Source organism: Flavobacterium sp. 22659 (assembly GCF_052044235.1).
Taxonomy (GTDB): Bacteria; Bacteroidota; Bacteroidia; order Flavobacteriales; family Flavobacteriaceae; genus Flavobacterium; species Flavobacterium johnsoniae.
Genome location: NZ_JBQEMU010000030.1, coordinates 47,993 through 61,880 on the forward strand (window position 1 = coordinate 47,993; position 13,888 = coordinate 61,880).

A 13,888-nucleotide genomic window follows, 5' to 3' on the forward strand; every position below is an offset into this window, starting at 1 on the left:
TTTAAACAATTCCTTTCTCAATCATTTCCAACATTACAGGCGATGCATTTTTAAATGTCGGCGGCTGTTCGATAATACTTCCTGCATTCTTTTTATTTACCTTAAAAGTCACATCGTTATCTGTTGTAAATAAAAGTGCAGTTAAAAAAGGCTTTTTGATGTAAGTACCTAAAACCAATAACGCTTCATCTAAGGTATGAATGCTTTCAATTTCTTCTGTTTTATAACGAGAAGTTAAGGAAATAGAAAACGTATTGTCTTCGTTGAGAACCAAGCGGAAATAGATATTTTTAATTTCAGTATCGCCCATCGTTTTGGCCAAAGTAAGTTTAGCGAAAGTTCCTGCTTGGATACTTTCTTTAACTCGTTCACAAAAAAGGGCAAATATTGGTTCGTACATTTTTTTAAAAGGTGCTAAGGTTCTGAGATGTTGAGGTTCTAAGTTTTTAAAACCTTTGTTTATTATTTAACCGCAAAGTTCGCAAAGATTTACGCAAAGAACACAAGAATTGAGCAAAAAAAATCAGCCACAGATTATAGAGATTAACACAGATTCCTGTAAATCCTTTTAATCCAAATAATCTGTGGCTAAAAATTAATATTTTTTGCGGTTAAGAAAAAATTACTTTCCTGTAAATTCAGCTTTACGTTTTTCTAAAAAGGCTGTTGTTCCTTCTTTAAAATCCTGTGTTCCGAAACATTCTCCAAATGATTTGATTTCAGTATCGAAACCATTTTTGCCATCTTTGAAATTAGCATTGATTGCTTTTATAGCTTTTCCTATTGCAAATGGCGCATTCTTAATGATTTTTTGAGCGATTACGTTTGTAAACGAAAGTAATTCTTCCTGAGGCACAACATAATTTACCAAACCGTAATCTTTTGCTTGTTCAGCAGTAATCATTGCTGCAGTCATAATCATTTCCATCGCACGGCCTTTTCCAATTAATTGCGGCAAACGCTGTGTTCCTCCATAACCAGGAATCAATCCTAAAGTTACTTCTGGAAGTCCCATTTTAGCATTGTCTGACGCTACTCTAAAATGACAAGCCATAGCCAATTCTAATCCGCCTCCAAGAGCAAACCCGTTAACGGCAGCGATAACCGGTTTTTTAAGGTTTTCGATAAAATCAAATAAAGACTCCTGCCCTTCTGCCGCTAATTGTGCACCTTCTACAGTTGTATAATTAGCAAATTCCGAAATATCTGCTCCAGCCACAAAAGCTTTTTCACCGCTTCCGGTTAAAACAATAACACGAACATCATCATTTTTAGATAACGACTCAACGGCATTACTTAAATCACTAATTGTTGCTTTGTTTAAAGCATTTAACTTAGTTGGTCTGTTAATGGTAATGGTTGCAACTTTTTCTTCAATTGAAATTAAGATATTTTCGTAGTTCATAACAACTGGTTTTATGAGTTTGTGATAGGTAAAGAAACCCTGAAAGTCGTTCCTTTTCCGTAAGTTGATTCAAAGGTAATTGTTCCTTTGTAATTTTCTATAATGTTTTTGATAATTCCGAGTCCAAGTCCCATACCGCTGGTTTTAGTGGTAAATTTTGGTTCGAAGATTCTTCCGATATCTTGTTTCTGGATTCCAATTCCGTTGTCTTTTACCGCGATTTCAACATTATTGTTGCGTCGTTTTACGGTAACAATAATAGACTTTTGAAACTGACTTTCCGGAATTGCCTGCGTAGCATTTTTAACCAAATTGGTAATGACACGAATCAGTTGTGTACGATCCATTTTAGAAATGATTTCTTCTTCTTCTTTTTCAAAAGAGATATAATCTTCGTTGAAAATATCCAGAGCCAGTTCGACAACCTCAACAACATTCAATGTTTCATTTTGCTGAGCCGGCATTGAAGCGAAGTTCGAAAATGCCGAAGCAACTGAAGTCATCGTATCGATCTGCTGAATTAAGGTTTCAGAATAATCATTCATCTTTTGTTTCACATCAGGATCATTCGGATCAAACTTTCGTTGAAAACTCTGAACCGTTAATCGCATCGGCGTAAGCGGATTTTTAATTTCGTGCGCAACCTGTTTTGCCATTTCGCGCCAGGCTTCCTCACGTTCACTTTGTGCCAATTTAATAGCACTCGTTTCGAGTTTGTCAACCATTCCGTTATACGCTTTGATAAGGAAATTGACTTCTTTGCTGTTGGCTTCTAAAACAATCTTTTCGTTTTTCTGATCCAGATTGGTTTCCTCCAAACGATCTGATATGGTTTTTAGTGATTTTGTGATGTAGGTTGAAAGGAAATAAGCCAAAGCAAAAGCGACAATCAGCATAAAAGAATAAACCTGACTCAAACGAATCAGGAAAGTATTCAACTCGTTATCATAATAACCGTCGTCTTCTAAATACGGAAGATTAAGGATTCCGAGTGGTTTGAATTTTTCGTCTTTTATTAAACTGTATGAAGATCGGTTTTTAACTCCGTCGATAGTTTTAATGTCTACAAAACGTTTTTCGATAGAAGAACGAACCAATTTTAGAATATATTCGGGAATTGGAGGAGCAATTTTATCAACAGCAAAAGACTCTTTGGAAGATTTTAAAAGTTTTCCGTCAAGACTGTAAATGTTGATTTCGATTTTGTGAATCTGTGCTAACTCGTGAATTTTATCTTTGAAGATTAAATCTAAGTTTTGTGTTTTAAGCGGATAAGTCGTTGTAGAAAGCACATAATTGATGTGTTCTTTTACCGCATTTTCTTTTCTTTCTAAACGTTCCTGATGGTATTCTTTTGCCTCAGTCTTAAACTGAATAATCGAAATCGAAGCCAATAAAAAAGATGCCACAACAATCAATACAATCATCGATAGGAAAATCCTAGTTCGAAGTGAAAGCATTGTCATTTTGAAGTTGTTAAACATAGTTTTTGTTTTTTCGCCACGAATTTCACTAATTTACACTAATTCTTTTTTTTGCCACAGATTAAAAAGATTTAAATGATTTTTTTTAATCCTCATAATCCTTTTAATCTGTGGCAATAATTGCTTAAAATAAATTCGTGCTAATTAGTGCAATTAGTGGCAAACTCTTTTTATTTTTTTTCTCGTATACGCTTGTAAAAACGAAATCCCAGCATAATTAAAACCGAGAATAAAATGATTCCGATTACGCCGAAAATCCAGTTGATGGCACTTTTTAAAACTACTAAAAAGACAACGGCAAATAAAATAATCGTTGCGCCTTCATTCCATAAACGCATAAAATTATTGGTATATTTTACCTCATCGTTTTGTAATTGCTTAAAAATCTGATGGCATTTTCCGTGATATAAATATAAAAGAAAAACGAAACATAATTTTACATGCATCCAGGACTGTGAAAGCCAAATATGTCCTGCTTCTGTGAAAAACAACATCCAAAAAGCAAAAATACTCGCCAAAACTGCCGACGGCCATGTAATAATGTACCACAAGCGGTAGGCCATTATTTTGTATTGCGCCTGAAGAATTTCTTTTTCCGGTGAAGGTTTTTCATTTGCCTCAATTTGGTACACAAACAAACGCACAATATAAAACAAACCTGCAAACCAAGTAATCACAAAAATGAGGTGCAGTGATTTTAGATAGTTATAGTATTCCATCATAAAGTCTTTTTTCTTTACTCTTTCTTCTATTTTCTATTTAGCCCAATCATTAATCCAGTTAGAAACCGTCTGACACCATTCGTCATCATCATTCAAACATGGAATTGCCAGGAACTCTTCTCCCCCATTTGCTTCAAAATCTTCTTTGGCGCGCATTGCGATTTCCTCTAAAGTTTCTAAACAATCTGAAACGAAAGCTGGTGTAACAACGGCCAATTTCTTGATTCCTTTTGCCGGCATGTTGTCAATTTCAACATCTGTATAAGGTTCCAACCATTTATCTCCTGCTAGACGAGATTGAAATGTTAGACTATATTTGTCTTCTGGAAGTCCTAATAATTTTACGACTTGTCTTGTGGTTTCGTAACATTGGTGGCGATAGCAGAATTCGTGCGCCGGCGATGGCGTGTTGCAGCAAGAACCGTCAATTTTACAATGCGATTTAGTTACGTCTGTTTTGCGGATATGACGTTCTGGAATTCCGTGATACGAGAACAACAAATGATCATATTCAAAACCAACTAAATGTTTCTGAATTGAATCGGCTAAATTCTTGATATAATCCGGTTTGTTATAAAATGCCGGAACATCAGTAAATTTCATGTGCGGGAATTTCTTCTTGCGAATTTCTTCTGCTTTTACTAAAATAGTCAAAGTAGAAGCCATTGCATATTGCGGATATAGCGGAAAAAGCATTACATCTGTAACTCCTTTATCGCTCAATTCCTGAAGTCCTTTTTCGATGGTCATGCTTCCGTAACGCATTGCTAAGGAAACAGGAACATTTACTAAAGGCTGTACTTTTTTCTGCATTCTTTCTGAAAGAACAACTAATGGAGAACCTTCTTCCCACCAAATTTTTGCGTAAGCGTGCGCAGATTCTTCTGGTCTTTTTCTTAAAATAATACCGCGAACTAATAATGCTCTCAATAAATACGGAACGTCAATCACGTATTTATCCATTAAAAATTCATCTAAATATGGTTTTACATCTTTTGGAGTTGGACTTTCTGGAGACCCAAGATTTACTAATAATACGCCTTTCATTATGTTTTTTTGCTTTAAGCTTTTATTTGTTTTAAAAAATTTCGGCAAAAGTAAACTCTGTACTTTATTCGAAATATGATATTTATTACTTTTTAATTATGTACTTATTTATAAAATTGATATTTGAAAACATCTTTAATTTTTATCTTTTTTATATGTATCGAATAGTTTTCCTAAAAATTTAAACTCTTTCTCTGTTCCAAAATTTTCTATTTCAATTTCTTTTTTAGAACTAATAAGATAAAATTGACGGCAGGAAAGACAAATCTTAGCTATACCTGAAATTTGATTTTTCTTTTTAAAAACTAAAATATCTCTATACTGAGGAGCACAAGCATATACATTTTCTAACATCTTTAAAGAAGATTTCTCCAAAAAAATATCGCTTTTTAAATACTCGGCGTCTTTTTGAGATAACTTAAACTTAGAAAATCCTTCTGAATTAATTGTTTTATAAAAGATACCATTATTTATCTTGTCTGGATAATCATCGAAGAAAATTTTATCAAAAATACCATTGTCAATACTTTTACTATTGTTCTCTCCCATTTCTTCTTCTTTGCTTTTATTCAATGAATAATATTCAACACTGTCAAAATCAAAAAACATTTTTTCTTCTTTTGATTTACAAGAAAGTATTATGAAAAGCAATAAAACAACTGAGCACTTTCTAATCATTAAACATTCGCATTAATCGACATCAAATACTTTTTGGGTGTTGTTCCGAATTTCTTTTTGAACGCTGCTATAAAATGACTTCCTGTACTGTAGCCAATTTTCAATCCCACTTCGTTTACGTTATAAGAACCACTGTCTAACAATTTTCTAGCGAAATCCATTTTGTAATCAAACAGAAAACCATAAACCGTATCGCCGTAAATTTGTTTGAAACCCATTTTAAGTTTCTTCAAATTCAAACCAATTTCATCTGACAGCTCTTGCAATCCCGGAGGTTCAGCCATATTGGCGATGATAATTTCTTTGGCTTTTCGGATTTTTAAAACGTTATCTTCATCAATTAAAAACGGACATTGCTCTGCATTTGGATCTTCAGTTCTGTTAAAATACAAACTCAACAATTCGTATCCTTTTCCTTTATAATAAAGGTTTTTTATGGATGGATGAAGGTTATAATGAAACAACTGACTCAAAACAATCGCCATTGACGGACTGATATTTCCTTCGTTATAATACTTTTTGTCCTTATTATCGGGACTTAAAAAAGTAATATAATCGGCTTCGGCAGAAAACAACGCGTGAAATTTTTTAATCGATACAATTACCGAAATCGCCCACGAGTTTGGCGCCAGCTCTAAATTAAGCGGTAATTCTTTTTGTGGGTTGTATAAAAGAAGTGATTTTTCCTCTTTCAATTCTAAAGCATAATTGCCCTGATTGAATAAAAATTTTGCATTTCCTTTTATCCCGAAGTGAAACTGTATCAGGCCTGTACCTATTATTTCGTACTGTGCATAAAAAGGTTCTGAACCATCATTTTGAAAACGAATCAGCGTAAAGTCGTCTTCAATTTTTATAACTTCTTGAGAACTCATAGCGATATTTTTTTGAAACGAAAATCAAAGCAAACTCAAAATGTTATTTAGAACGACTCTAAACTAATCACTTCAAAGGAGTTGATTTTGCTACAAAAGTAGTCCTTTTTACTCAAAAACACCTATTTAGGTTCAAAAAAACATACAGCGACATAAAAAGTACTTTTAGCGTTATTTTTATCAATGCTATAGTAATAATTTTGTTGCACTTTTATGAAAGTGAATTTATGGAAAACAATAACGTACCGAAACACCTTTATTTTTACTCAGTTGGTCTGAGTTATAAAAAAGCTGATGCTGAGGTTAGAGGTCAATTTAGTTTGGATGCCGTTGCCAAAACGCGATTGCTGGAACAAGCTAAAAACGATGGAATAGAAAGTTTACTAGTTACTTCAACTTGCAACAGAACCGAAATCTACGGTTTTGCCGAACATCCATTTCAATTAATAAAACTTATCTGCGATAATAGTAACGGATCTGTAGACGCTTTTCAAAAAGTTGGTTTCGTTTACAAAAATCAGGAAGCAATTAATCATATGTTTCGTGTAGGAACTGGTTTAGATAGTCAGATCTTAGGCGATTTCGAAATTATATCTCAAATAAAAACATCTTTTACGCATTCAAAATCAATGGGATTAGCCAATGCTTTTATGGAAAGATTGGTAAATGCGGTAATTCAGGCAAGTAAAAGAATCAAGACTGAAACAGAAATCAGTTCTGGTGCTACTTCGGTTTCTTTTGCATCTGTACAATATATTTTGAAGAATGTTGAAGATATCAGTAACAAAAACATTTTACTTTTTGGAACTGGTAAAATCGGAAGAAATACGTGTGAAAATTTAGTAAAACACACTAAAAACGAGCACATCACTTTAATCAACCGTACCAAAGATAAAGCAGAGAAATTAGCAGGAAAATTAAATTTGATTGTTAAAGATTACTCTGAATTACACTTAGAACTTCAAAAAGCCGATGTTGTGGTTGTTGCAACCGGCGCACAAAACCCAACGGTTGACAAAGCAATTTTGAATCTTAAAAAACCTTTGTTGATTTTGGATTTATCGATTCCGAAAAACGTAAATGAAAACGTTGAGGAATTAGAAGGTGTAACTTTAATTCACATGGATTATCTGTCTCAATTGACAGATGAAACTTTGGAAAACAGAAAATTACATATTCCCGCTGCTGAAGCAATCATCGAAGAAATCAAAGAAGAATTTGTTACTTGGATGAAAGGCCGAAAATTTGCTCCTACAATTAATGCTTTAAAAGAAAAATTAAACGCTATTAAAGCTTCTGAACTAGATTTTCAAAGCAAAAAAATCGCCGATTTTAATGAAGAGCAAGCTGAAATTATCAGTAACAGAATCATTCAAAAAATCACTACACATTTTGCAAATCATTTAAAAGACGACGATACCATGGTCGATGAAAGCATCGAATGGATCGAAAAAGTCTTCAAAATAAAAGCATCTTAACAAAATCAAATTTTAAACCATATAAGTTATATAAGTTCATTTAAAAACTGTGTTTTACCCAAACTGCTTAAAATTTACTTATATAACTTATATGGTTCAAGAAACAAAACATGGCTGAAAAAACAATCAGAATTGGAACGCGCGATAGCGAATTAGCACTTTGGCAGGCACATACTGTCGAGAAAAAACTAAACGATTTAGGTTATAAAACCTCAATTGTTGCGGTTAAATCTCAGGGCGATATTATTCTGGACAAACCTCTTTATGAGTTAGGAATTACAGGAATTTTTACCAAAACGCTGGACATTGCTATGATCAATGGCGATATTGATATTGCGGTACATTCTATGAAAGACGTTCCAACAGCTTTACCAAAAGGTATCGTTCAGGGTGCTGTTTTACCAAGAGCCAATGTTCTGGATATTTTAGTTCACAAAGGAAATCCTGATTTTACAAATCCAAGTATTATTGCGACCGGAAGTCTTAGACGTCAGGCGCAATGGTTCAATAAATACCCAAATCATAAAGTTGTTGATTTACGCGGAAACGTAAATACGCGTATGCAGAAATTACAAGACAATGATTGGGATGGAGCTGTTTTTGCAGCTGCAGGTTTAGAGCGCATCAACTTAAAACCAGAAAATTATATCAATTTAGATTGGATGATTCCAGCACCGGCACAAGGAGCAATGCTTGTTGTGGCAATGGAAAATGACAATTATACATTGGATGCCCTTTCTCAGCTAAATGATATTGAAACCGAAATATGTACACATATCGAACGTCAGTTTTTAAGAACACTTGAAGGCGGATGTACTGCCCCAATTGGAGCTTTAGTAACGTATAACGAGGACGAAGATACTTTGCATTTTCAAGGTGTTTTACTTTCTATTGATGGAAAACAAAAACTGGAAATCAACAAAACCGTTGATATTTCGGAGTGGAAAAAATTAGGTTTCAACTCAGCTCAGGAAATCTTGAATAATGGCGGAACGGAATTAATGCAAAAGATTAAAGAATCCCTGAAAAAATAATGGCAAACCCAATTCAGATATTATCTACTAAAATACTATCGCCTCTTCATAAACAAGAGTTGTTTAAAATTGGTATCGAAGTAATCGAAGCTGATTTCATTAAAACAGAAAACAAACCTTTCGAATTAAAAGACCTTAACGAAAGTCTGATTTTCACAAGTCAAAATGCCGTTCACAGTGTTTTATCAAATCCAAAATCCGAAGAGCTTAAAAGCAAAAATGTGTATTGCGTTGGACTTAAAACCAAAACGCTTTTAAGCGATAATGGCTTTAATGTTGTGGCTTATACAGGTTACGCATCTGATTTGGCAGAAATTATCACTTTGATTTATGGAAATGAAAGTTATACTTTTTTCAGCGGCAACTTAAGAAGAGATACTCTGCCGGAAGCTTTGAAAGAAGCTGGCATAAAACTCAATGAAATTCAGGTTTATGAAACTACACTGCAGCCACAAAAAATAAAAGCAAATCCAGAAGCGCTTTTGTTTTTTAGTCCATCTGGAGTAAAAAGTTATCTGAAAGACAACACCATAAATAAACAGCTTTGTTTCTGTATTGGAGAAACCACCGCAGAAGCTTTACATAAAATCACCAAAAACATCATTATCGCAGATCAGCCCACAATTGAAGACGTGATCGAAGATGTAATTCAAGAATATAAATAGCAATAAGCTTTAGGCAGTAAGCCGTAAGCAAAAAATCATAGTTAAACAAGCTGAAAGCCTAAAGCTTAAAGCCTAAAGCAAGGAAAAAAATGTTAAAAAACGACCTATTTTTAAAAGCATTAAAAGGAGAAACCGTTCAGCGTCCGCCAGTATGGATGATGCGTCAAGCCGGAAGATATTTACCGGAATTCATCGAATTACGTGATAAATATGATTTCTTCACACGTTGTCAGACTCCAGAATTAGCTGCTGAAATTACTGTACAGCCAATCCGCAGAATTGCTCCAGATGCCGCTATTTTGTTCTCAGACATTTTAGTTGTTCCGCAAGCAATGGGAATCGAAGTTTTAATGAAAGAAAATATCGGTCCGTTCATCCCAAATCCAATTCGTTCAATGGCTGATGTTCACCGAGTTTATGTTCCGGATATTCAGGAAAGTCTTGGTTATGTAATGGATGCAATCAAATTGACTAAAGAAATGTTGAACGACGAAGTTCCATTAATTGGTTTTGCTGGTTCGCCATGGACAATTTTCTGCTACGCTGTTGAAGGAAGAGGTTCTAAAAGTTTTGATATGGCAAAAGGATTTTGCTTTTCAAATCCGGCTGCAGCACATACTTTATTGCAAAAAATCACTGATACTACAATTTTATACTTAAAGGAAAAAGTAAAAGCGGGAGTTGATGCCGTTCAGATTTTTGATTCTTGGGGAGGAATGCTTTCTCCGGTTGATTATCAGGAATTCTCATGGAAATACATCAACCAAATTGTCGAAGCTTTGGCCGATTTAACTCCGGTTATTGTTTTCGGAAAAGGATGCTGGTTTGCTCTTGGCGAAATGGGTAAAAGCCGTGCTTCTGCTCTTGGAGTAGACTGGACTTGTTCTGCAAGAAATGCCCGTTACTTGTCTGGAGGAAACATTACTTTACAAGGAAATTTTGATCCGTCAAGATTACTTTCTCCAATTCCAACTATCAAGAAAATGGTTCACGAAATGATCGATGAGTTTGGAAAAGATAAATATGTTGTAAATTTAGGTCACGGAATTTTACCAAATATCCCTGTAGATCACGCAAAAGCGTTTATCGACGCGGTTAAGGAATACGGACAATAGTCGTTGATAGTGTATGGTTGATAGTTGTTGGATACGAATACTATCAACCATAAACCAACAACCATCAACTTAAAAATATGCTAACAAACCTAAACCTCAGCAGAAACTCACCGTTTTCATTTATCGAATATGGATTTCAGGCTTATTATGCTTATGTGTTTTTGATGGTTTGGACGCATCCGGAACTTCACCCAGTAAGTCTCATAAATGATCTTGCTGTTTTAATGACTTTTGAGTTTATAATGGTGCATTCGGGAGTTTTTATGGCAGTTATGCCAAAAAAATGGTCACTTTTTGTCTTTTTCCCTTTATACGGAACATTTGCCTATTCGTTCAATGAATCGGTTATCAATACTAATATTTTATTTATCTATCTGCTGACGGTTTTAAATCGAATGCGATTTGCGTTTTCAAACGTAACTCCAGATGTGAGAATGATGCAGATAGGAAAATCAGTTGTAAAAGTCATTTTCTATTTCTTCTTAATTATGATTCTTGCAATTGGAAATAAATATGTTCCTCCATTTGGATTGACAAATGAATTTTTAGAAAAGTCTCATTATTTCCAAATGGTCAAGTCGAGCGGGTTATTTATAGAAAAGCCTTATGTTCCTATTTGTATGGGATTCATTTATTATTCAGTTCCTGTTTTGTATTTTATTTACCGAATAATTAAGAACTTTGGTAAAGAAGAAACTTCCCAAAAAGGAAAATTAGTTTTCAGTAAAACCACATTCAAATCTAATAAATACTAAGAATGCTTAATAAAGGTTTAAGAGACGAAGAGAAAATCAGAAGCGACAATGTTTTAAAAACATTGCGAACTCTTGTTTATGTTCCTTATCCGCTAAGTCATTTACAAAAATCAGATATTGAGAACCAATTAAAAGAGTTTGGACTAAATATTCAAACGCTAATTGATTATTCTCATGAAGAATTAATCAACTTATTAATCCGTCTTCATTTTGACTGGGATCAATTAGAGCAATTTGGAGATATTTTAATCGAATTTTCTAAAGAAGAAAATTATAATCTTACTGATAAAGCTTTGGCTGTTTACCAATATATCCAACATGAAAGCAAAGTTTTTTCTTTTGGAATCAACACTAAAATTGCTTCTCTTAAAAATAAATAAAGATGGATTTTACAGACTGGAAAACCGATCGAATTGAACACATTCTTCCCAATGAGTTTTATGAACTAATTGATAAGAATAGAGATCACATCGGACATACTTTCCCAGTAACTCTTGCAAATTCTGATTCACCGGAAAATGCAGAAAATTTTATCTCGGTCAGCAAAGACAGAGAAAAAAACAGTGAAGGTTATTATTTTTATGCCCGAGATATTAAAACCAATAATTTGATTGGTTATTTATGTGTAAAAACAATAGATTATCGCATTTCTAAATGTGAATTAGGGTATTTTATTGATAAAGATTACCAAGGAAAAGGGATTACATCAAAAATGGTTTCTGATGCACTTGAATTCTGCTTTAAAGAATTGATGATGAACAAGGTTTTCATTTGTACATCAGAAGTTAATTTAGCAAGTCAGCGAATTGCATTGAAACATAATTTTAAACAAGAAGGAATATTAAGAGACGAATTTAGAAATGGCGATGGCACTTTGCAAAACTCTGTTTACTTTGGATTGCTTAAATCTGAATATATTAAATCATAAAGTATAAATTTAAAAAAATGAATGCTTTTGAAAAATTTTTTGATAACGCTTCTAACTTTGAATTTGAAAAATTAAATCCGTTATATAAAGGCTTTTTTGTAATGTTGGGCTTTGCAGTATTTGTAAGTACTTGTTCCTATTTTTCAAACGATGTAAGAATTAGTAAAGACATTTATAGAAATAGGCATGCTGAAATTTTTTCAGGGTTAATTGTCAAAAAATATTTAGATTCAAATAACAGAATGTCGCCCACTTTTAAACTAAAGGATTCAAGTAACGTTTATGGATATTCTTTTATTTGGGAAAAAGCTGAAATAGGAGATTCATTAGTAAAAAAAGCAAATTCAAGATTTATAAAAATCTTTAAAAAAGATACACTAATAGTAGTTGATATGAATATCGCATTTAAATATCATGATACTTTACCAGAAAAATAAAAAATGAAAGACAAATTTTACGCATACATACAAAATTTACAAGACCAAATCTGTGCAGGATTAGAAACTGTTGACGGAACTGCAAAATTCCGTGAAGACTTATGGAAACGTCCTGAAGGCGGAGGCGGAAGAACACGCGTTATTGAAAACGGAGCCGTTTTTGAAAAAGGCGGTGTAAATATTTCAGCCGTTCACGGAAAACTTCCCGAAACAATGCAGAAAATGTTTGGTGTTGGCGAAGCTGATTTCTTTGCGTGCGGATTAAGTCTGGTGATTCACCCGAAAAATCCAATGGTTCCTACTGTCCACGCCAATTGGCGCTATTTTGAAATGTACGACGAATCTGGAAAAGTTATCGAACAATGGTTCGGCGGCGGACAGGATTTAACGCCTTATTATTTGTTTGAAGAAGATGCAAAGCATTTTCATCAAACCTGTAAAACCGCTTGCGACAAACACAATCCGGAATTTTATCCAAAATATAAAAAACAATGCGACTCGTATTTCTGGAACGCTCATAGAAATGAAGCCCGCGGACTTGGCGGTTTATTCTTTGACTATTGCAAGGCAAATGAGCAAATGTCAATGGAAAACTGGTACGATTTTGTAACCGAAGTTGGAAACAGTTTCCTTGAAGCTTATGTTCCGATTGTAGAAAAAAGAAAAAACTTAAAGTATACATCAGAAAACAGAAATTGGCAGGAAATCCGTCGTGGCCGTTATGTTGAGTTTAATCTGGTTCATGATAAAGGAACTTTATTCGGTTTAAAAACCAACGGAAGAATCGAAAGTATTTTAATGAGTCTGCCTCCGCATGTGCAATGGGTTTACGATCATCATCCAGAAGCAGGAAGTGACGAAGAAAAATTAATTAATGTATTGCAGAACCCCATTGATTGGATTTAATTTTTATTAAATGAATTCGGATTACATAGATGCCGCTCCGTTGGAGCTTTTATCTAATCTTTATACATATCTATACATATAATGCTCCTCTGGAGCATTTTTTTATATACACTAGTTCTAAGAGATTTTTAACTCACATAAAAAAGCTTCGGAGAAGCCAAATATTTATAGCCTCATTTAGCAATCTCTCCATAGAGCTCCAGCGGAGCGAAATATTTATAGCGAAATATATCTCCATAATATAAAACCCCAGAGGGGTGATATATATTGTTACGCATTTTAAAGAAAAGCTATATTAAATAACCACAAAATATCTATGTCGCTCCGCTGGAGCTTTTGAAAATGTCAATAATTTTTTT

At 33.8% G+C, this 13,888-nt stretch carries 16 protein-coding genes; 9 read left to right on the forward strand and 7 right to left on the reverse strand.

Annotation, left to right across the window (positions count from 1 at the left end; translation table 11 throughout):
- Position 1: 1 nt before the first annotated feature.
- The 7 genes from ACTJIW_RS22405 to ACTJIW_RS22435 form a co-directional block, all read right to left on the reverse strand.
- Entirely contained in the window at positions 2 to 400 is a 399-nt protein-coding gene (locus ACTJIW_RS22405; RefSeq protein ID WP_073410224.1) for a hypothetical protein, read from the reverse strand.
- A gap of 222 nt (positions 401 to 622) precedes the next feature.
- The gene (locus tag ACTJIW_RS22410; protein ID WP_073410225.1) at positions 623 to 1,405 is read right to left on the reverse strand and encodes an enoyl-CoA hydratase/isomerase family protein; all 783 of its coding nucleotides are present in this window, start codon (positions 1,403 to 1,405) and stop codon (positions 623 to 625) included.
- Between the two features lie 11 nt (positions 1,406 to 1,416).
- Positions 1,417 to 2,832, reverse strand: a complete 1,416-nt coding sequence (locus ACTJIW_RS22415; RefSeq protein WP_012023024.1) for a sensor histidine kinase — start codon at positions 2,830 to 2,832, stop codon at positions 1,417 to 1,419.
- Between the two features lie 227 nt (positions 2,833 to 3,059).
- Entirely contained in the window at positions 3,060 to 3,608 is a 549-nt protein-coding gene (locus tag ACTJIW_RS22420) for a CopD family protein (RefSeq protein WP_121362777.1), read from the reverse strand.
- A 36-nt stretch (positions 3,609 to 3,644) separates the two neighbouring features.
- On the reverse strand, positions 3,645 to 4,658 hold the full coding sequence (gene hemH / locus ACTJIW_RS22425; RefSeq protein ID WP_440716487.1) for a ferrochelatase: 1,014 nt from the start codon (positions 4,656 to 4,658) through the stop codon (positions 3,645 to 3,647).
- Positions 4,659 to 4,793: 135 nt separating this feature from the next.
- Positions 4,794 to 5,267, reverse strand: coding sequence for a hypothetical protein (locus tag ACTJIW_RS22430; RefSeq protein WP_440716486.1), 474 nt, complete (start codon positions 5,265 to 5,267; stop codon positions 4,794 to 4,796).
- 68 nt (positions 5,268 to 5,335) lie between these two features.
- Complete coding sequence (locus tag ACTJIW_RS22435) at positions 5,336 to 6,211, reverse strand: helix-turn-helix domain-containing protein (protein ID WP_440716485.1); 876 nt, start codon at positions 6,209 to 6,211, stop codon at positions 5,336 to 5,338.
- Between the two features lie 227 nt (positions 6,212 to 6,438).
- Between ACTJIW_RS22435 and hemA the strand changes: the two genes are divergently transcribed.
- The 9 genes from hemA (at position 6,439) to hemF (ending at position 13,529) form a co-directional block, all read left to right on the forward strand.
- A complete protein-coding gene (gene hemA, locus ACTJIW_RS22440; RefSeq protein ID WP_012023029.1) occupies positions 6,439 to 7,689 on the forward strand; it encodes a glutamyl-tRNA reductase in 1,251 nt (416 codons plus the stop codon).
- Between the two features lie 110 nt (positions 7,690 to 7,799).
- On the forward strand, positions 7,800 to 8,723 hold the full coding sequence (hemC, locus tag ACTJIW_RS22445; RefSeq protein WP_440716484.1) for a hydroxymethylbilane synthase: 924 nt from the start codon (positions 7,800 to 7,802) through the stop codon (positions 8,721 to 8,723).
- The gene (locus ACTJIW_RS22450) at positions 8,723 to 9,388 is read left to right on the forward strand and encodes a uroporphyrinogen-III synthase (protein WP_440716483.1); all 666 of its coding nucleotides are present in this window, start codon (positions 8,723 to 8,725) and stop codon (positions 9,386 to 9,388) included. The genes hemC and ACTJIW_RS22450 overlap by 1 nt, the downstream gene beginning before the upstream one ends.
- 89 nt (positions 9,389 to 9,477) lie before the next feature.
- Positions 9,478 to 10,503: a uroporphyrinogen decarboxylase gene (gene hemE, locus ACTJIW_RS22455; RefSeq protein ID WP_073410233.1), complete on the forward strand. Its 1,026-nt coding sequence runs from the start codon at positions 9,478 to 9,480 to the stop codon at positions 10,501 to 10,503.
- A 77-nt stretch (positions 10,504 to 10,580) separates the two neighbouring features.
- The gene (locus ACTJIW_RS22460) at positions 10,581 to 11,258 is read left to right on the forward strand and encodes a hypothetical protein (protein WP_440716482.1); all 678 of its coding nucleotides are present in this window, start codon (positions 10,581 to 10,583) and stop codon (positions 11,256 to 11,258) included.
- 2 nt (positions 11,259 to 11,260) lie between these two features.
- The gene (locus ACTJIW_RS22465; RefSeq protein WP_440716481.1) at positions 11,261 to 11,638 is read left to right on the forward strand and encodes a hypothetical protein; all 378 of its coding nucleotides are present in this window, start codon (positions 11,261 to 11,263) and stop codon (positions 11,636 to 11,638) included.
- Positions 11,639 to 11,640: 2 nt separating this feature from the next.
- Positions 11,641 to 12,186, forward strand: a complete 546-nt coding sequence (locus ACTJIW_RS22470; RefSeq protein WP_440716480.1) for a GNAT family N-acetyltransferase — start codon at positions 11,641 to 11,643, stop codon at positions 12,184 to 12,186.
- A gap of 17 nt (positions 12,187 to 12,203) precedes the next feature.
- Complete coding sequence (locus ACTJIW_RS22475; RefSeq protein WP_440716479.1) at positions 12,204 to 12,623, forward strand: hypothetical protein; 420 nt, start codon at positions 12,204 to 12,206, stop codon at positions 12,621 to 12,623.
- A 3-nt stretch (positions 12,624 to 12,626) separates the two neighbouring features.
- Positions 12,627 to 13,529 carry an oxygen-dependent coproporphyrinogen oxidase gene (gene hemF, locus ACTJIW_RS22480; protein ID WP_440716478.1) on the forward strand — a complete coding sequence of 301 codons (903 nt, stop codon included), beginning with the start codon at positions 12,627 to 12,629 and terminating at the stop codon, positions 13,527 to 13,529.
- Positions 13,530 to 13,888: the final 359 nt, after the last annotated feature.